The following is an 18270-nucleotide window of genomic DNA, read 5'->3' as shown; positions in this document are numbered from 1 at the left end:
TAATTGATACATTATAACATACTAGATGATAATTATTATCAAAAGAAAGACAAGCGATTTTATGGTATTTTTCCGCCATAGATCGTAATTAGAGAGTGTCCGTCCATGTACTCCATTGAACCTATTGGCTTTATAGAGTCTCCTTATAAAGAGAAGTTCGCGGTACCAAGGCAACCTAGATTAGTACCAACATCCAGCTCAAGAATAAGACTCGTTGACTCAGCAAACTGCCTTGAGTCCGTCCGTAATATTGAGCAATTTAGCCATGTTTGGTTGTTGTTCATGTTCGACAAAAACCTCGAAGCAGGATGGAAACCCACCGTAAGACCACCTCGACTTGGTGGTAATGAACGTATTGGTGTATTCGCATCTCGCGCGACATTTAGGCCCAATGGAATTGGCATGTCCGCGGTTGAGCTCAAAGGTGTGTCTCAAGAAAAGGGGCAAACTTGGGTGGATTTGGGCAGTGTCGATCTGGTTGACGGCACGCCAATTATCGATATCAAACCTTATATCCCCTACTCTGATTCGATTCCTGATGCATTAGCAGGGTTTGCCGCTGATGAACCAGAAGTGCTAGAAGTTAACTTTTCACAGCAAGCCCAAGCGAAGCTGGTACAACACCCAAAGGGGCACCACATCATTCAGGTAGTCAAAGAAGTGCTTGGCCAAGATCCTCGCCCTGCCTATAAAAAAGGCAAACCAGACAGTAAAGAATATGCGGTAAATTTGTTCGATCTTAACGTAAAATTCGTTGTTGAAACGCTTTTCATCAATGTTACTGACATTGAGCGCTTTTGAGAACTCAAATAGGCTGATATTATATACGGCTATATCAGATTTGCTGACGCCACTAAGCTCAGCAAATTTTCTTTTATCAATGATGAAACGGATACCACAGAATGCGTACCAGTAACTACCTTCTTTCTACTCTGAAAGAGACTCCAAACGACGCAGAAGTTATCAGCCACCAGCTGATGCTACGTGCAGGTATGATCCGTAAGCTAGCTTCAGGTTTATATACTTGGCTACCTACTGGTCTACGTGTACTGCGTAAAGTCGAAAATATCGTTCGCCAAGAGATCGATAATGCAGGTGCCGTTGAAATCTTGATGCCCGTAGTTCAACCGTTTGAGCTTTGGGAAGAGACTGGCCGTTCTGAAAAGATGGGCCCTGAGTTACTTCGTTTCACAGACCGTCACTCTCGTCCGTTCGTTCTTAGCCCAACAGCTGAAGAAGTGGTGACGAGCCTAGTACGTAACGAGATTAGCTCTTACAAACAGCTTCCTCTAAACCTGTTCCAAATCCAGACTAAATTCCGTGATGAACGTCGCCCTCGTTTTGGCGTAATGCGTGCACGTGAATTCTCTATGATGGATGCGTACAGTTTTGATATCGACAAAGAAGGCTTAGAAAAGTCTTACCAAGCGATGCACGATGCTTACTGTAAAGCATTCGACCGCATGGGCCTTGAGTACCGTCCAGTATTGGCAGACTCTGGCGCAATCGGCGGCAGCGGCTCTCAAGAGTTCCACGTTCTTGCTGAAAGCGGCGAAGACCTAATCGCATTCTCTTCTGAATCTGATTACGCAGCAAACATCGAGAAAGCCGAAGCACTTGCTCCAACGACTGAAGCGGCAGCGCCGACTCAAGAGATGGAACTGGTTGACACGCCAAACGCAAAAACAATTGCTGAGCTTGTAGAACAACACGGTCTAGCAATCGAGAAGACAGTTAAGACTCTATTCGTTAAAGCATCTGATGAAGTAGAAGCAGATATCATTGCTCTAATCATCCGTGGTGACCACGAGCTTAACGAAGTGAAAGCAGAAAACCTTCCACAGGTTGCATCTCCACTAGAGATGGCTTCTGAAGAAGAAATCCGTGCACTTGTTGGTGCTGGTCCTGGTTCACTTGGCCCTGTTGGCCTAGAGCTACCATTCATCGTTGACCGCTCTGTTGCTGTAATGAGTGACTTCGGCGCAGGTGCAAACGTAGACGGTAAGCACTACTTCGGTATTAACTGGGGTCGTGACGTTGAGCTTGCTCAAATTGAAGACTTACGTAACGTTGTTGAAGGTGACCTAAGCCCATGTGGTCAAGGTACTATCCAACTTAAACGCGGTATCGAAGTTGGTCACATCTTCCAGCTAGGTAATACTTACTCTAAAGCAATGAACTGTAACGTGCTTGGTCCTGATGGTAAGAGCGTAATCCTAGAAATGGGTTGTTACGGTATCGGTGTTTCACGTGTTGTTGCATCTGCTATCGAGCAAAACCACGATAAATTCGGTATCACTTGGCCAGACGCACTAGCACCGTTCCAAGTTGCTATCGTACCAATGAACATGCACAAATCTGAGCGCGTTAAAGAAGCAGCTGAGAAGCTATACGCTGAATTAACCGCTATGGGTATCGAAGTACTATTTGATGACCGTAAAGAGCGCCCTGGTGTAATGTTTAAAGATATCGAACTAGTGGGTATTCCTCACACTATCGTTATCGGCGATCGCAGCATGGACGAAGGCAACTTCGAATACAAAAACCGTCGTACTGGTGATAAAGAAGCTATCGCAATGGACACGGTGATCGAGCACCTTAAAGCTCAACTAGCTTAGTCATCCGATTACTGACTAGATAAACATTGAAAGGCTGCCATTCGGTGGCCTTTTTTGTACCTGTCGTTTCCCTGCAAACTCCCTTCTATTTATTAGTAGAGTTAATAACGTAAGTTAATCCCCTGTTCATATTCAAATCCGTATATTGGTGTTATCAACTTTTTGGACATGCTCACCATTGGAGGTATCGATGGATATCAAAAGCTTACTTAACCAAGCACTTAAGTCAGATCTCGTTAAACAAGGTACTCAGAAGCTTTCCCAAGGGTCTTCGGGTTTAAGCAGCCTCTCTCAAGGCAGTAGCAGCAATGACAAGGGTATCAACAAGAACACACTTGGCGCTTTCGGTGCAGGTGCTGTTGGTGGTGGACTGTTAGGGACGTTAATTGGCTCTAAAAAGACCAAGAAAATGGGTAAGAGAGCAGCCGGCATTGGTGGCGCAGCAGCTCTTGGGGCTCTCGCTTATAAAGTCTACAACGACTACCAGTCTAAACAAGGTCAAGCACCAGATGTCGATCAGGCTCAGTTTGATGAAAATGACGCTAATCACAGTGTTCTGATTCTACGCTCGATGATAGCCGCGTCTAAAGCTGATGGTCATGTTGATGAAGAAGAGATGGCTAAGATAGAACAAGCAGTAGAAAACATGGGCGCTGATTATCAACTGACTAAGTTGGTCTCTGAAGAACTGCACAAGCCACTCGACCCAAGTGAGATTGCGCAACTAGCCACTTCACCTCAGCAAGCGAGCGAGATCTACTTAGCCTCTTTGATTGTGGCCGACGAACAGAATTTCATGGAAAAGGCGTACCTGAAAGAGCTCGCGAAACAACTAAACCTTGCTGATGAAGTCACCTATCAACTTGAACAACAAGTCTCTGGCTAATCGGTAAATACCAAACGAATCAGTAAAGAGAAGCCTAAGCCGCAGGCTAACTAAGTGATATATTGAGCAAAGACAAACTAACTCTGCTCTTGAGCAGATCCACTTTGTTTTTGCTTATCTCTATGTGTATATTGATATCAGTTATCATTTGGTTAGGTATAAAAATGAAAGTATACGATTGTTGTGATTTAGTGCGTGAACTGTATTCTCAAATTGGCAGTGGCGACCAAGGCTATATCCCTAAAGCGATCACCTGCGCAGTAAAAACATTGAACGACCTTGCTGCCGATGAATCCCTTGCTAAAGAAGCTCGTGAACGTGCAGCATTTGCCGCCGCGAACCTACTGATTTCAGATTTCGAGGACTAGTATGAATCTCGCTAACTTTGAAAAGATGGATCCAGTAATGTTGATGAGCATCGTCAATATGAAGCTTCGCGATGACTTCGGCGGTAATTTGGATCGAGTAGTTAACTTCTACGAAATTGACAAAGCTGCATTGATCGCTAAGCTCGCATCTGCTGGTTTTGAGTATCTTCCAGAAGCCAAACAGTTTCGATAATGATTTAAAACGAGCTTCCTATTAAAAGACCAACCTCTGTGTTGGTCTTTTTTTGTTTGAGGTACGTAATAGGCAAAAACCAGTAAACCTATTATAAATTATCTGTTTGCACCTATACTTTTATATCTTAGAGTCAACGAACGCTCCTTGAACCGAAGCGTATTGTTGTATAGGCTACCTCAAATAGCATATAAAACTCATCATCCAATCTGATGATAGCGAAGGATTAACAATGAAAAGACTCGGACTTTTAGCGGTTATCGCAGCGACACTCACCGTAGGTTGCACTTCAAACTCTCAACAAGATAACTTTCGTGAAGCCTCTTTTGAGCTATGTAATACCGAAGTCGATATCTACTCTGTAAGCCATGATGAGCGAATTCGCATTGTCTGTTCTGATGGTTCTAAATTCGCTTTGAACAGTGAAGATACACTAGAAGTAATGCGTGATATCAACATAGACTACTGCGATGGCGAAGGCTTAGGCAAATTCAACGAGAGTCGCAGCTACTACTCATTTAGATGTAAATCAGGTACGCTACTTAGCATCAAAAAGTAGAACCAACTCAAAGAGAGAACAAAGGCTTAATGTGCAAGCATTAGCCCTTTTTAGTACCCGCTTTTCTATATTTTCAGCTACTCAAATCACCAAATACAACAAAGGCTCCCAACAAGGAGCCCTTCAAATCGTATTTTTCAATCAAATAGCTTTAGTTCAAGGAAAAGGCGCGGAGTTTACGAATGTAAATGAGCACCTTTGACACAGAAATTAAGCTATTTGAGCCAGAAAAAATTAAGCGTAAACCGGTAGACGCTTACAGATATTTAGTACTTTTGCTTTCGTTGCTTCGATAACAGACTCATCACCCATGTTATCTAGGATGTCACACATCCAGCCTGCTAGCTCTTTCGCGTCTGCTTCTGAGAAACCGCGACGAGTGATAGAAGGAGAACCAATACGGATACCTGAAGTAACGAACGGGCTACGTGGATCGTTTGGTACTGAGTTCTTGTTTACAGTGATGTTTGCTGCACCTAGTGCTGCATCGGCTTCTTTACCTGTGATGTCTTTGTCGATTAGATCGACTAGGAACAGGTGGTTCTCTGTAGAACCTGAAACGATGTTGTAACCACGTGCTAAGAATTCAGCAACCATTGCTTTTGCGTTAGCAACAACGCGTGCTTGGTATTCTTTGAACTCTGGCTCTAGAGCTTCTTTGAACGCGACTGCTTTACCCGCGATAACGTGCATTAGAGGGCCACCTTGGCCGCCTGGGAATACTGCTGAGTTCAGCTTCTTGTAAAGATCTTCGCCTTCGTTAGAAAGGATTAGACCGCCACGTGGGCCTGCTAGCGTTTTGTGCGTGGTTGTTGTAACAACGTGCGCGTGTGGAACTGGGTTCGGGTAGACACCTGCCGCGATTAGACCCGCAACGTGAGCCATATCGACGAAGAAGTAAGCACCTACTTTGTCAGCGATTTCACGCATGCGCTTCCAATCACAAACTTGAGAGTAAGCTGAGAAACCACCGATGATCATCTTAGGTTTGTGCTCGATAGCTAGCGCTTCCATCTCTTCGTAATCGATTTGGCCCGCTTCATCGATACCGTAAGGGATAATGTTGTAAAGCTTACCAGAGAAGTTTACTGGAGAACCGTGAGTCAGGTGGCCACCGTGCGCTAGGCTCATACCAAGAACGGTATCGCCAGCATTTAGTAGTGCCATGTACACAGCGTTGTTTGCTTGAGAACCTGAGTGAGGCTGTACGTTCGCGTATTGCGCACCAAATAGTTCACATGCACGTTCAATTGCTAAAGTTTCAACTTTATCTACGTACTCACAACCACCGTAGTAACGCTTACCAGGGTAACCTTCAGCGTATTTGTTTGTAAGTTGAGAACCTTGAGCTTCCATTACACGTGGGCTTGTGTAGTTTTCTGAAGCGATAAGTTCGATGTGCTCTTCCTGACGAAGAGTTTCTTCTTGGATAGCTGCGAATAGATCCGCATCGTAATCAGCAATGTTCATGTCACGCTTAAGCATCTGTATCTCCTGACTCAGATTGTACTGAAAGTTTCAAAAAAACCACACAACGACCGAAAGCAAACGTTTCCGTCACCGTTTTGATGTGACGCATTCTACATAATTTGATTTAGGTCATAAAGATCTAATTGCAATTTTATCATGCGGTTTTTTCATAATCACAATTAAGGCTCATCATGGTTATAAAGCTTATCCAACCAAAGATGGTACTTACTGTCAATTTTACGCTTTACACCCTGTAAAACGAAGATTACATAGGTTTACCTTAATTTTCCCCCTCTAGCTACCGAAAGCTAAGGTTTTTCTCTACTATGCACGCCTTTATTGGTTAGGTAATTATAAAAACGATGGAAAAACACTCACGTAAAGAAGATTGGGTAGCGATCCTCACTGGTACGTTTTTAGTCGCATTAGGCGTCTTCTTTTTACAGTCAGCAAACCTGCTTACTGGTGGCACGACAGGCTTGGCACTGCTTTTGAGTCAATTTACACCAGTAACCTTTGGTATTTTGTACTTTATTGCCAACTGCCCATTCTACTTATTGGCATGGAAACGATTTGGCCGTCACTTTGCGATAAGCAGTGCCATTTCTGGCGCTTTAGTGTCTGTGTTTGCCGATCATTTATACTTGGTGATTTCGTTAGACGTTCATAATGAGATTTACTGCGCTGTTGCAGGCGGCCTGTTAATGGGCTTAGGTATGCTGATCTTATTCCGTCATCGCTCAAGCTTGGGTGGCTTCAATGTCTTGTGCTTGTTCATTCAAGATCGCTACGGTATCTCAGTAGGCAAAACCCAAGTGGCCATTGATGCGTGTATTCTGTTTGCATCATTCTTCTTCGTATCGCCTTGGGTGATTGCGGTTTCAGTGTTGGGTACAGCGGTATTGAACATCGTATTAGCGATGAACCACAAACCTACTCGTTATTCGGTCAACTACGCGTCTTAATTCCAGTTATCCAATCAATGAATTACTAGCTGTTTTTCATAACGAAAACAGCTAGTATTTAGCTTTTATAAGCGACCCTCTCTTTTCTTATGCAAGATTACCTCTCTAGTGCCAAAGACACTCAAACCTCGATCTCTATCGAAGGTTTAGAATTCAATCCCGCGACACGTGTCTTAAGTTGCAACGAGCAGGTCATCGATCTAGAACCTCGTTCTATTGAATTACTCGAACTGTTTCTGACGAGCGTGGGTGAGCCGCTCGCAGCTGAGCAGATCATCGAGTTGGTTTGGCAAAGTAACTTCATCTCGAAGAATGTGCTTACTAACAGGATCAGTACACTGCGCTCCGTGCTACAGAAGTACTTACCAGAAAGTGATGCGACTAAGATCTTGGTCACCTACCCACGCAAAGGGTACTTCCTTAACCCTAGATCTGTGAGCTTGGCTAATGCACAGCCCGACCCCCTTGAGGTAACCGAACAGCCTCAACCAAGTAACAAGACATCACCGTTTAATCTTTTGTTACTGTCACTCTCTGTTGTGCTGCTGATAAGCACCGCGGCTTTAGGTTATATGCTTTGGCACTCTTCAAACCAAGCCTCTGAGCTTGAACGTACACAAAGACTGATTCCTAAGGTAGAGCTATTACTGAACCGTATCGATGCCATTGGAGACAATGCGAGAACGCATCGCAAAGCCGTTAAAGCGCTGCTGCTTCAACAACAAATTGAATACGCTTATACCGATTTAGCAAATCAAGACGCACCAAGTTACTTTGTAGACCCAATAGACAGCACGCCTTTTTTTCCGGGCGCCAAAAACATGCGCACCAGTGATTACCTGCTCAATATTCAATTGAAGGATCAGGAAGTCGATACACGCCTTGCGGCTAAAGTCAGCCTTATTTACCCAAGTTCAGGTAAACTTGCTTTTCGCGGTGTCTACTCACTAGAGATAGATAACCTCAGTGAAGACTTGATGGAAATAAATAGAGAGCTAGCGAACTACTTCGCTTTACCTGCTCCACTATCACCTGAGTGGTCTGTCAGTGATAAAGAGCTGAGCCGCTTGCTAAACGGGCAAACGCTGAAACTTGATAGCGTGCCACTCAACGTGATGACTTCAACCTTGCTTGCTCGACAACTGGCACTGTTTGAGACTGACCACCAACGCCTTATTAGTTTCACTAGCCTAGTGCAAACGCGTTTTAAGTTGATTCCCGACGAGCTAAAACTCTGGCTTGGGATTATTCACTTCAAGTTAAGAGACCTACAAACCGCGAAGGAATTTCTAACCAACACGGCGGGCAATTCGACCATTGAGAACGCACTGGTCTATATGATGATTTCCCATATTGCTTATAAGCAAGGGGACATGGATAAGTTTCGCCTCAACTACATGGAATCCTTAGTCGCGTTATTGCGAGTGGTTCCTTCAGAAGAGTTGTTTGCTCGCTTATCCAAACCTGAGTCGAAATCGACCTGTCTCCAGCCTTGGAAAAACCTAAAATTGAGCATCAAAGAGCCACTTATCATTAAGCAGTGGGAAAACCTGATGCTTAACTACTGCACGAATGTCGGTCATCAATTTTCCGAATGAAGAAATATAAAATATTTAAAAACATAAACTTAAATATAAATTAAGATCTTATGTATCTTCATTTTTTGCCCTATTAACTCTCCCAACAATAGCATTCCTAAAAACATCAGGCCGCTCTCGGCCAACTATATTAGGAATACTCAACATGAAAAAATCCATGACGCTGCTTGCGACTTCTCTCTTTGCTCTTTATGGCTGTGGCGGCGGAGGTGGCTCTTCTACTGGTTCAACAGATGGTAATAAAGGTCCAAGCAATCAAGTGGATTACCCAATTGCGAGTTCTGCATTTGCCCCTAAACCAGAAACAACATTGGGCTACTCATTTACCAAAGATGGTCAGACTGAAGGCGTGATGACAATGAACTTCACCCCCTTAAGCGGTGAACTCATCATTGCAGGGTTAGAAGAAGAGACCGGCAATGAAGCAGAAGTTCAAGTTATCAATGACCTAATCAACTACGGCATCACCGAATTTTATGTTTCTGAAGACATCATGACGAATGTTGAAGGTACAGAAGAAGACGGCAGCATTTATTTTGCAGGCCCTGACCGCGGTCTACACGAAATCACTAATGCCTACTTTATTGGTAGCCAATACATCACAACCGTTATGCACAGCAGCCCTCTTTTCCGTTTAAAAGGTGCTGACGTAAAAGAGAGTAACCCAATCATTGATATCAGTAAGGAAACCGTTTCATTACAAATGACGTTAGATGGCGAAGCTGTCGCTAACATGCTCAATGACTTTGAAGACAACTCGTGGGTATCAAGCCTTCCAACGAATGCCTCATGCCGAGTTACATGGCAACAACAGATTAAAGAAACAGGCGTACGTAAGAGTTTCAAGATCTCTGATAAATCAATCGAAGCTGCGAATCTAACAGAGAAAAACACCTACTACATCAATTGTGAAGGCATGGATTCGGCAGAATTTGGCACATCATCAGAGCGCTGGTTCAACCCTAGTATCGGCTTAATTGAACAGATTGAATTGATGTCTGTAGAGCAATCTACGACCGAAGAATCAGCAGCGGTACTGACTTCGATTAACTAGCCCTGACTTCGATTCACGAACCTGAGCGTAACTGCTGACTAGCCACAAACAATAAAAAAGGCTTTGGGGAGCACTCCAAAGCCTTTGTAAAAGCCCAATCCTTTAAGGGGAGTAAGAATCAGGCTTCTTAAAATGAAACAAGGTTAACCTTCAATCAAGAGAATACGAGTCTCGTAAGGGCGTAAGACTTGATGATGTAATACTGCTGAAGTGTTCGCTTCTTGATAGTTAGACAACAAACTCTTCGCCTTACTCATATCAAAACGTTCCGGTAAAACGCATTCCGCCTCTTCACCATAGTAGTTATTAATACACAACAAAGTCTGACTATCCATCTCACGAGAATACGCAAATACCGATGAGTGCTCAGGCAATAAATCTTTGTAGCTACCATGAGTAATCACTGGCACTTCTTTACGTAACTCAATCAAGCTCTTGTAGAAGTAAAAAACAGAGTCTTTATCTTCTAGCGCTTGCTCAGCGTTGATCTCAGTGTAGTTATTCGCAACATCTAGCCACGGCTGAGCTTGTGAGAAACCTGCATTGGCTTCACTATTCCACTGCATCGGCGTGCGAGAGTTATCACGAGATTTCTGCGCCAGAATCGCCATCATATCTTGATGCGCCACACCATCACGGTTCACCATGATGTCGTACATGTTGGTGCTCTCTACATCACGATACTGGCTGATCTCGGTGTAACCCGGGTTGGTCATGCCAATCTCTTCACCTTGATAGATATAAGGCGTGCCTTGCATCATATGGACAGACGCAGCCAGCATTTTGGCCGACTCAACACGATACTGCTGATCATCACCTAAGCGGCTCACCACTCTTGGTTGATCATGGTTACACCAAAACAATGCGCCCCACCCCTTACCATTCAAGCCCGTTTGCCAGTGATTGAAGATCGACTTGAGCTGCAAGAAATCGAACGGCGCATTGGTCCACTTCTCACCATTGGTGTAATCCACCTTGAGGTGATGAAAGTTAAACACCATCGATAGCTCGCTGTTATCAATATTTGAGTACTGTTGGCAATGCTCGAGTGTCGTTGAAGACATCTCGCCTACTGTCACACTGCCGTATTTCTGGAATACCGCTTCGCTGATTTCTTTCAGATATTCATGCACTCGTGGGCCATCAGTGTAAAAACGACGACCATCACCGATATCATCGTTAGGGAAATCTTGCTGCTTCGAAATCAGGTTGATCACGTCCAAGCGGAAACCATCAACGCCCTTCTCAGCCCAGAAACTGATGACGTCTTTCACTTCTTCGCGTACAACCGGATTCTCCCAGTTAAGGTCGGCCTGCTCTTTCGCGAATAGGTGTAGGAAATACTGACCCGTCGCTTCATCCATTTCCCACGCATTACCACCGAACTTAGACTGCCAGTTGGTTGGTGCTTGACCATCTACAGGATCTTTCCATATGTAGTAGTCGCGATATGGGCTGTTTTTGTCACCCAATGCCGACTGAAACCATGCGTGCTCTATTGAGGTGTGGTTTACCACGATATCCATCACGATACGAATACCACGTTGGTGCGCTTCAGCCAGCAATTGGTCGAAATCTTCCATGGTGCCGAATTGCGGGTTAATCGCGTAGTAATCTGAAATATCGTAGCCGTTATCGATCATTGGAGATGCGTAAACTGGGGTTAACCAAATGGCATCCACACTCAAGTGTTTAAGATAATCCAGTTTTGAAATGATCCCTTTGATATCGCCAGTACCTTTACTGCCACTATCACAAAAGCTCTTTGGGTAGATTTGATAGATGGTTGCGGTTTTCCACCAACTTTCATCATGTTCAGTCATCGCCATCTCTAACACTCACTTACCAGAAAATATAAATAAAAAATCACCATGTGAATCATGGTCGAATAGCCGTTATAACTAAAAGAAAAAGCGATGGCTCACTTGGGAGTCATCGCTTATTTAATGCATTACGCGTTGGCGGTTTCTAGCTCGCCTTTCATCTGTGCTCGTTTATAGAAGAACAGTGTTAACGTGACGGGTAGTACAATCGCCACCAGCATCGCAATTAAGTAAACAGACCAATATTGCGGTTGAATCGATAAGATGCCCGGCAAACCACCAACACCGATACCATTCGCCATCACACCGGCACTACCACAGATTGCCGCCGCTGCAGCACTGCCGATCATTGCGCTCAGCATTGGGAATTTGTATTTAAGGTTGATGCCGTACATCGCAGGCTCCGTCACGCCTAAGTAGGCAGAGATTGCTGCTGGAACAGAGATGTCTCGCTCGCCTTCGCGTTTGCTTAAGATGATGATGCCGACAACCGCTGAAGCTTGTGCAATATTTGATAGCGCAATCAAAGGCCAGATCGGTGTGCCACCTAAGTCTTGCATCAGTTGTAGGTCGACGGCGTTGGTTGTGTGGTGAATACCCGTAATAACCAAAGGTGCGTATAGGAAGCCAAATACCACTGAACCAAGAATCGCAAAATCCCCCGTCATTGCCGCTTTAGCCGCGAATGCCACGCCATCGCCTAACATACGGCCAAATGGACCAATGAAAGCGTGCGCTAGAATTACAGACAAAATAATCGATACAAATGGCACAACAACAAGGTACAGATAAGAAGGAACAATACGCTTGAGGTTAGTCTCAATGAACGCCAGAGCTACGCCCGCTAACATCGCAGGGATCACCTGTGCCTGATAACCAACTTTCTCAATCACGAACAAGCCAAAGTCCCACACCTCAGGTACCGATTTACCTATCATGTAAGCATTCATCAATTGCGGGGAAACCAAGGTCACACCGAGCGTGATACCCAAAATTGGGGTTCCGCCAAGCTTCTTAACCGTCGCCCAACACACGCCAACCGGTAGGAAGAAGAAAATCGCTTCGCCAATCAGCCACAAGAAAGAGTGAACGGTTGCCCAGAATTGGCTGATTTCAACGAGGGTTTTGCCGTCGAACATGCGAATGTCGCCAATCACATTACGGAAACCAAGAATCAGACCACCAGTAATGATGGCTGGCAGCAGTGGTACGAAAATTTCGGCTAAATGGGAGATACCACGCTCAAGGAAGTTCATGTTCTGACGAGCAGCAAGCTTCGACTCATCTTTTGATGATGCCTCTTTACCCGTTTGCTCAATCAGAAGAGCGTACACTTCATCAACCTCGGTGCCAATCACGACTTGGAATTGACCTGCGTTCGTAAAGCAGCCTTTTACCAGCTTCAGCTTTTCTAGTTCTGCTTTGTTCGCTTGCTCTGTATCGTTCAATACAAAACGCAGTCGAGTCAGACAATGGCTGACACTCGCAATATTTTCTTTGCCACCGACTAACTCGATAAGACGCGCAACGTCTTGCTTCGCTATCTTACTCATACTACCCCACCCCTGGTTTCATTCAATTACTCATCTAAACCATGTAGCAACAACCACTCAAGATCTAGACCAATGGGAACATTCCCAATTACGGTTACTATAATGCCCGCATGAATGATAAATTAAAATGGGAACAGTCCCATTAGTTGAAAGAGATCACACTCTAATTTTAATCTAAGCGGTTCGATTTCGCTTAATTGAGTGGATTATAGAATCGGAGATTGGGTGTGATGAGAGATCTCTGAATTGCCTAAAAGCTGAGAGATCAATAGATTAGCCGCCAACTTACCTGCAGATTGATAGCCGGGATCAATGCTAAATACACGAGGAAACAAAAAAGAGAGCAAAGTGTTGCCACCAACGCCTGTCACAACTACATCTTCGCGTTGTCGCTCTTGTAGACGTTTGATCACGCCAAGAGCCAATGTGTCACTGGCACACACAATCGCTTGAGTCGCAGGAGTCAGTATCTCATCCACCAGCTGATAAGCGCTTTCATGATGAAGTTGACCAGTACGATAATTCGCAATCACTCCGGTGCTTTCACACCAATCGAGGTAAGCCTTAAGACGAAGCTCACCCGTTGATTTATCACTAGGATCAACACCAATAAAGCCGACATCTGAGATCCCTTGATCCGATAGATGCGCGAGAGCACGATCAATAACCTGTTGGTTATCGTAGTTAATCGACGTTACGTTCTCAGTATCCAGAGCAATAACCACGGCTTTGTGCTCCCACGCTTCTATCGCTGGAATGTCACAGTCCGTAAAGCCAAACACAATGATGCCATCTACATTGCGACGCTTAAGAACCTGAAGATGCTCGTTGGCTTTGTCCCTATCAAGTTGGCTTTCCATGATCACCACGTCGTAATCCGCTCGATACAACTCAGTTAGCATAGTGCTAACGGCTTTGTTTTCAGAAGGAGAATCTAAACGAGAGATGATCACGCCGATGACTTTTTGACTGCCACCACGCATTGATTGCGCAGACTTTGAAGGCGTGTACCCAGATTCTTGAATTACTCTTTCCACCCTTTCACGGGTTTCTGGTTTTACTTTAGGATCATTGGTCAGAACGCGAGATACGGTTGACTTACCAACACCGGACAGCTTAGCAATATCGAGAATAGTGAGTTTTTTGCTCATAAAAAGTCTAACGTTAAAGAGAAGAGAAGAAAAAGTGAAGGTAGACACCCTCACTTAACTGTATATAAATCCTAGTCATTCTTACTATGACTTACTTATTGCAATTTCGATACACAACACGACCAAGTTCGAGACGTGCATTGTCACCTTTAGTACGCAAAGTGATGCTGTTCATTACCTCTGCAGTACCATCGTCTAGGATGTATTTGGTTCCTGAACCTGCCGGTACTTGAGTCAGACGATATTCATTATCAGGCAAACGAAGTACCGCTTTTTCATTATCAAGGTAAGCGACGTCAAACGAAACATCCGACTCACATTGATAAGTCATGAATTGATTATTCGATGCTTCACTATCGGGGGCCGCTGACTTAGAGCACCCGACCAATGCTACCGTACATAGAGATGCTACCAACATAGCTTTCATACTTCGTTCCTCATCTTTATATGATCAATAACACTTAGTTTAGTCTCAGGTTAGGAAAACCTTATTGATAATTAAGTGCCTAGTCATAGGTAAATACCTTATGTGGCAAATAAACGCTTAGCCTTTTAAGAAAGCAGGTACGTCTTTAATGCTATCAAGTACTACGCTAGCTAGCGCTTCACCCTTTTCAGTAATGGGCTTACCGGTTCTCACCAATACTTTAGTGCCAACTCCTGCCGCCTCTGCTGCCATCATGTCTTCAGCTTTATCGCCGATCATGACTGAATTAGCCATATCAATTTTCAGAAAGTCACGAGCAGAAATGAACATGCCTGGCTTTGGTTTACGACATTCACAATCTTGTTTGTAATCCCCAATGCCGTGTTCAGCGTGGTGAGGACAGTAATAGATGCCATCGAGTTCGACACCATTATCAACAAAGTTCCAATCCATCCACTGCGTCAGAGAAAGAAAACGGTCTTCGCTAAACATGCCACGAGCAATGCCTGACTGGTTAGTCACTAGCACCAATAAATAGCCCATATCTTTAAACGCTTTCGCCGCTTCAAACACACCGTCGATGTATTCAAAGTCATGCTCATCATGTACGTAGCCGTGATCAACGTTAATCACACCATCACGATCTAAAAAAACAGCAGGTTTAGACAAAATTCAGTTCTCTATCAACGCTCTATTAATCATTAATTATTACACGCTTTATTTGCTTCATCACTATCTATTTATTTCTGCACTTGTTAAAAAACGGTTTCCAACTTAAATAACACCTCTTGCGTTTAGCCGTCTAGACGTAAAAATATCTATTGACTTAGATCATAGAACACCATAGCATCGTCTGTAAATCGAGCGAGCTATCGACATATTATTCTGTTCTATCTGCACGGGTTTCTCTATGATTAAAGTGAATCAAGTCAATAAGGTTTTTTATCAAGGCACTAAAGAAATCAATGCCTTAATTGATATCAACCTCCACATACCTCAAGGTCAAATCTTCGGAGTCATCGGCTCTTCAGGTGCAGGTAAAAGCACCCTGATCCGTTGTGTAAACATGTTAGAAGCCCCGACTTCAGGTGAAGTGATTGTTGACGGTATCGACCTAACAAAACTCAGCAAATCTGAACTAAGCGAAGCGCGCCGTAACATAGGTATGATTTTCCAGCACTTCAACCTATTGTCTTCTCGTACCGTATTTAACAATGTAGCACTGCCTTTAGAGCTTGCTGGTAGAGATAAAGCGGCTATTGAAGCGAAAGTGAGTGAGTTACTTGATCTTGTTGGCCTTGCGGACAAACGTGATACTTATCCAGCGAATTTAAGTGGTGGTCAAAAGCAACGTGTCGCGATTGCTCGTGCATTAGCATCAGACCCAAAAGTACTGCTTTGTGATGAAGCAACCAGTGCTCTGGATCCAGCAACCACTCAATCTATTCTTGAGCTGCTACGAAAAATCAACCGTAAGCTAAGCATCACGATTCTATTGATTACTCACGAAATGGATGTGGTTAAAAACATCTGTCACGAAGTCGCCATCATTGGTGGCGGCGAGCTTGTAGAAAAAGGGACTGTGGGTGACATATTCGCACACCCTAAAACAGAACTGGCGCATCAATTTATTCGTTCAACGCTGGATCTGACGATTCCTGAAGATTACCAAGCGCGACTGCAAGAGACTCGTGTAAACAGCAGCTATCCACTGGTACGCCTTGAGTTTACGGGCGCAACGGTTGATGCTCCGCTGATGACGCAGATTGCACGCAAATTTAATATCGATGTCAGTATATTAAGCTCTGATCTTGATTACGCCGGCGGTGTAAAGTTCGGCATGATGGTCGCTGAACTGTTCGGTAATGAAGCCGATGATAATGCTGCTATCCAATTCTTACGCGACAACAATGTAAAAGTAGAGGTGCTTGGTTATGTCCTTTAGTTTCAACGAGATTGCTGACTGGATCAGCCTGAACGGTAACCTTCTATTAGGCGCAACAGGCGAAACGTTGTACATGGTTGCGGTTGCTGGCATTGTTGGTTTTGCTGTCGGTATCCCATTAGGCGTGATTCTACACACGACTAAAAAAGGTGGTCTGTTAGAGAACACCAAAGTAAACAAGATTCTAGGTGCGATTGTGAACGTGGGTCGTTCAGTGCCTTTCTTAGTGCTGATGGTGGCGATTATCCCACTGACTAAGATGTTGATTGGTACCTTCATCGGTACAACAGCTGCAATTGTTCCACTGACGATTGGCGCTATCCCATTCGTAGCTCGACTTATCGAGAGTGCACTACTTGAAGTTCCAACAGGTCTAGTAGAAGCGGCTCAGTCAATGGGCGCAACACCAACACAAATCATCAATAAGGTTCTGCTTCCTGAAGCACTACCGACGATCATCAACTCAGTCACCATCACGCTAGTAACGCTGGTGAGCTACTCAGCAATGGCAGGTACTGTGGGCGGCGGCGGCCTGGGTGATGTTGCCATTCGTTACGGATTCCACCGCTACGATGTCACCATCATGGCTGTGACGGTAGTGATGTTGATTGTGCTAGTACAAATTATTCAATCAATCGGTGATTCATTAGTTCGCCGCGTTGACCACAGATAAAGACTCAGCGTTTAAACGCAAACTATCTAAAACCAAGAGTCGTCTGAACCAAATTAAATAGATTTATTAAAAGGAGATTATTATGAAATTTAACCTTAAAGGTTTACTTACTATCGCAGCAGCAGCTTCAGCGCTAGTACTAGCAGGTTGTGGCGATAAAGAAGTCGACACTTCAAAAATCAAAGTCGGCGTAATTGCAGGGGCTGAAGCACAAGTTGCTGAAGTTGCAGCGAAAGTAGCGAAAGAGCAATACGGCTTGGATGTTGAGTTAGTGACTTTTACTGATTATGTAACACCAAACGCAGCGCTAGATGACGGTTCTATCGACATCAATGCATTTCAACACGCACCATACCTAGAACAACAAGTTGCCGATCGTGGTTACAAACTGACTATCGCTGGTAACACCTTTGTTTATCCAATTGCTGGCTACTCAAAAGAAGTGAAATCAGTAAACGACATTCAAGATGGTGCTCGTATCGCAGTACCAAACGATCCAACAAACCTAGGTCGCTCTCTCCTGCTTCTTGAGCAACAAGGTCTGCTTGAGCTTAGCGAAGATGCCGGTCTTCTCGCGACAGTGCGTGACATAGTTAGCAATCCTAAAAACCTAACGATTGTTGAACTAGACGCTGCGCAGCTACCGCGCTCTCTGGATGATGTAACTCTATCTATCATCAATACAACTTACGCAAGCTCAATCAACCTAACTCCACAAAAAGATGGTGTATTTGTTGAAGACAAAGATTCACCATACGTAAACCTAATTGTTTCTCGTGAAGAGAACCTAAATGCGGAAAATGTACAAAACTTCGTAAAGGCTTACCAAACTGAAGAAGTGTACAACGCTGCTTATGATATTTTCCAAGGTGGTTTAGTTAAAGGTTGGTAATTACCGACACTTAGCACCTCACTATAACAAAGACCCAAAAGGGCTGACTTAGCGTCAGCCCTTTTTATTAATGACAACTCACGAGAAAGACTCGG

Annotated in this window: 18 protein-coding genes; 12 read left to right on the top strand and 6 right to left on the bottom strand. The window is 44.2% G+C overall.

The features are described 5' to 3' along the window. The first annotated feature begins 105 nt into the window (after nucleotides 1-105). The 6 genes from tsaA (at nucleotide 106) to OCT63_RS02095 (ending at nucleotide 4624) form a co-directional block, all read left to right on the top strand. Nucleotides 106-801, top strand: coding sequence for a tRNA (N6-threonylcarbamoyladenosine(37)-N6)-methyltransferase TrmO (gene tsaA / locus OCT63_RS02120; RefSeq protein ID WP_161687246.1), 696 nt, complete (start codon nucleotides 106-108; stop codon nucleotides 799-801). Nucleotides 802-902: 101 nt separating this feature from the next. Then, a complete protein-coding gene (locus OCT63_RS02115) occupies nucleotides 903-2618 on the top strand; it encodes a proline--tRNA ligase (RefSeq protein WP_269983093.1) in 1716 nt (571 codons plus the stop codon). A 190-nt stretch (nucleotides 2619-2808) separates the two neighbouring features. Then, nucleotides 2809-3504 carry a tellurite resistance TerB family protein gene (locus tag OCT63_RS02110; protein WP_269983092.1) on the top strand — a complete coding sequence of 232 codons (696 nt, stop codon included), beginning with the start codon at nucleotides 2809-2811 and terminating at the stop codon, nucleotides 3502-3504. Between the two features lie 164 nt (nucleotides 3505-3668). Next, complete coding sequence (locus OCT63_RS02105; protein WP_060468344.1) at nucleotides 3669-3872, top strand: YaeP family protein; 204 nt, start codon at nucleotides 3669-3671, stop codon at nucleotides 3870-3872. A gap of 1 nt (nucleotide 3873) precedes the next feature. Then, nucleotides 3874-4065: a DUF4250 domain-containing protein gene (locus OCT63_RS02100; RefSeq protein ID WP_017056285.1), complete on the top strand. Its 192-nt coding sequence runs from the start codon at nucleotides 3874-3876 to the stop codon at nucleotides 4063-4065. A 232-nt stretch (nucleotides 4066-4297) separates the two neighbouring features. Beyond that, a complete protein-coding gene (locus tag OCT63_RS02095) occupies nucleotides 4298-4624 on the top strand; it encodes a hypothetical protein (protein WP_137008674.1) in 327 nt (108 codons plus the stop codon). A gap of 234 nt (nucleotides 4625-4858) precedes the next feature. Here OCT63_RS02095 and glyA read toward each other — a convergent pair whose 3' ends face one another. Next, nucleotides 4859-6109, bottom strand: a complete 1251-nt coding sequence (gene glyA / locus OCT63_RS02090; RefSeq protein WP_017056284.1) for a serine hydroxymethyltransferase — start codon at nucleotides 6107-6109, stop codon at nucleotides 4859-4861. Between the two features lie 347 nt (nucleotides 6110-6456). Between glyA and OCT63_RS02085 the strand changes: the two genes are divergently transcribed. From OCT63_RS02085 to OCT63_RS02075, 3 genes are all read left to right on the top strand, one after another. After that, nucleotides 6457-7059 (top strand): YitT family protein, encoded by a 603-nt coding sequence (locus OCT63_RS02085; RefSeq protein WP_269983091.1) that lies wholly within the window; start codon nucleotides 6457-6459, stop codon nucleotides 7057-7059. Between the two features lie 89 nt (nucleotides 7060-7148). Beyond that, nucleotides 7149-8657 carry a winged helix-turn-helix domain-containing protein gene (locus OCT63_RS02080; RefSeq protein WP_161687238.1) on the top strand — a complete coding sequence of 503 codons (1509 nt, stop codon included), beginning with the start codon at nucleotides 7149-7151 and terminating at the stop codon, nucleotides 8655-8657. A 145-nt stretch (nucleotides 8658-8802) separates the two neighbouring features. Beyond that, entirely contained in the window at nucleotides 8803-9711 is a 909-nt protein-coding gene (locus OCT63_RS02075; protein ID WP_161687236.1) for a hypothetical protein, read from the top strand. Nucleotides 9712-9854: 143 nt separating this feature from the next. On the opposite strand, the gene treC is transcribed toward OCT63_RS02075, so the two are convergent. The 5 genes from treC to gmhB form a co-directional block, all read right to left on the bottom strand. Then, on the bottom strand, nucleotides 9855-11540 hold the full coding sequence (gene treC / locus OCT63_RS02070; RefSeq protein ID WP_269983090.1) for an alpha,alpha-phosphotrehalase: 1686 nt from the start codon (nucleotides 11538-11540) through the stop codon (nucleotides 9855-9857). A gap of 122 nt (nucleotides 11541-11662) precedes the next feature. Further along, on the bottom strand, nucleotides 11663-13087 hold the full coding sequence (gene treB / locus OCT63_RS02065; RefSeq protein WP_048661201.1) for a PTS trehalose transporter subunit IIBC: 1425 nt from the start codon (nucleotides 13085-13087) through the stop codon (nucleotides 11663-11665). A gap of 206 nt (nucleotides 13088-13293) precedes the next feature. After that, the gene (gene treR / locus OCT63_RS02060; protein WP_161679359.1) at nucleotides 13294-14238 is read right to left on the bottom strand and encodes a trehalose operon repressor TreR; all 945 of its coding nucleotides are present in this window, start codon (nucleotides 14236-14238) and stop codon (nucleotides 13294-13296) included. A gap of 91 nt (nucleotides 14239-14329) precedes the next feature. Then, nucleotides 14330-14665 carry an MliC family protein gene (locus tag OCT63_RS02055; RefSeq protein ID WP_060468350.1) on the bottom strand — a complete coding sequence of 112 codons (336 nt, stop codon included), beginning with the start codon at nucleotides 14663-14665 and terminating at the stop codon, nucleotides 14330-14332. Between the two features lie 117 nt (nucleotides 14666-14782). After that, nucleotides 14783-15334, bottom strand: a complete 552-nt coding sequence (gene gmhB / locus OCT63_RS02050) for a D-glycero-beta-D-manno-heptose 1,7-bisphosphate 7-phosphatase (RefSeq protein ID WP_060468351.1) — start codon at nucleotides 15332-15334, stop codon at nucleotides 14783-14785. Between the two features lie 241 nt (nucleotides 15335-15575). On the opposite strand from gmhB, the gene metN reads away from it, so the two are divergent. From metN to metQ, 3 genes are all read left to right on the top strand, one after another. Next, nucleotides 15576-16610 (top strand): methionine ABC transporter ATP-binding protein MetN, encoded by a 1035-nt coding sequence (gene metN / locus OCT63_RS02045; protein WP_017056277.1) that lies wholly within the window; start codon nucleotides 15576-15578, stop codon nucleotides 16608-16610. Continuing rightward, a complete protein-coding gene (locus OCT63_RS02040; RefSeq protein ID WP_017060764.1) occupies nucleotides 16600-17283 on the top strand; it encodes a methionine ABC transporter permease in 684 nt (227 codons plus the stop codon). The genes metN and OCT63_RS02040 overlap by 11 nt, the downstream gene beginning before the upstream one ends. A gap of 82 nt (nucleotides 17284-17365) precedes the next feature. Next, on the top strand, nucleotides 17366-18175 hold the full coding sequence (metQ, locus tag OCT63_RS02035) for a methionine ABC transporter substrate-binding lipoprotein MetQ (RefSeq protein WP_017056275.1): 810 nt from the start codon (nucleotides 17366-17368) through the stop codon (nucleotides 18173-18175). Nucleotides 18176-18270: the final 95 nt, after the last annotated feature.

Origin of the sequence: Vibrio sp. RW (assembly GCF_027587105.1) — a bacterium.
Lineage (GTDB): Bacteria > Pseudomonadota > Gammaproteobacteria > Enterobacterales > Vibrionaceae > Vibrio > Vibrio toranzoniae.
The sequence above is the reverse complement of the archived record's forward strand: the minus strand, read 5'-3'. Positions and strand labels throughout refer to the sequence as shown.

Coding starts and splice junctions, on each gene's coding strand:
- OCT63_RS02085 (WP_269983091.1), top strand. CDS start 6,457: ATGGAAAAACACTCACGTAAAGAAGATTGGGTAGCGATCCTCACTGGT.
- metQ (WP_017056275.1), top strand. CDS start 17,366: ATGAAATTTAACCTTAAAGGTTTACTTACTATCGCAGCAGCAGCTTCA.
- OCT63_RS02105 (WP_060468344.1), top strand. CDS start 3,669: ATGAAAGTATACGATTGTTGTGATTTAGTGCGTGAACTGTATTCTCAA.
- OCT63_RS02115 (WP_269983093.1), top strand. CDS start 903: ATGCGTACCAGTAACTACCTTCTTTCTACTCTGAAAGAGACTCCAAAC.
- OCT63_RS02110 (WP_269983092.1), top strand. CDS start 2,809: ATGGATATCAAAAGCTTACTTAACCAAGCACTTAAGTCAGATCTCGTT.
- glyA (WP_017056284.1), bottom strand. CDS start 6,109: ATGCTTAAGCGTGACATGAACATTGCTGATTACGATGCGGATCTATTC.
- OCT63_RS02095 (WP_137008674.1), top strand. CDS start 4,298: ATGAAAAGACTCGGACTTTTAGCGGTTATCGCAGCGACACTCACCGTA.
- OCT63_RS02100 (WP_017056285.1), top strand. CDS start 3,874: ATGAATCTCGCTAACTTTGAAAAGATGGATCCAGTAATGTTGATGAGC.
- treC (WP_269983090.1), bottom strand. CDS start 11,540: ATGGCGATGACTGAACATGATGAAAGTTGGTGGAAAACCGCAACCATC.
- OCT63_RS02080 (WP_161687238.1), top strand. CDS start 7,149: ATGCAAGATTACCTCTCTAGTGCCAAAGACACTCAAACCTCGATCTCT.
- treR (WP_161679359.1), bottom strand. CDS start 14,238: ATGAGCAAAAAACTCACTATTCTCGATATTGCTAAGCTGTCCGGTGTT.
- OCT63_RS02055 (WP_060468350.1), bottom strand. CDS start 14,665: ATGAAAGCTATGTTGGTAGCATCTCTATGTACGGTAGCATTGGTCGGG.
- tsaA (WP_161687246.1), top strand. CDS start 106: ATGTACTCCATTGAACCTATTGGCTTTATAGAGTCTCCTTATAAAGAG.
- OCT63_RS02040 (WP_017060764.1), top strand. CDS start 16,600: ATGTCCTTTAGTTTCAACGAGATTGCTGACTGGATCAGCCTGAACGGT.
- metN (WP_017056277.1), top strand. CDS start 15,576: ATGATTAAAGTGAATCAAGTCAATAAGGTTTTTTATCAAGGCACTAAA.
- OCT63_RS02075 (WP_161687236.1), top strand. CDS start 8,803: ATGAAAAAATCCATGACGCTGCTTGCGACTTCTCTCTTTGCTCTTTAT.
- treB (WP_048661201.1), bottom strand. CDS start 13,087: ATGAGTAAGATAGCGAAGCAAGACGTTGCGCGTCTTATCGAGTTAGTC.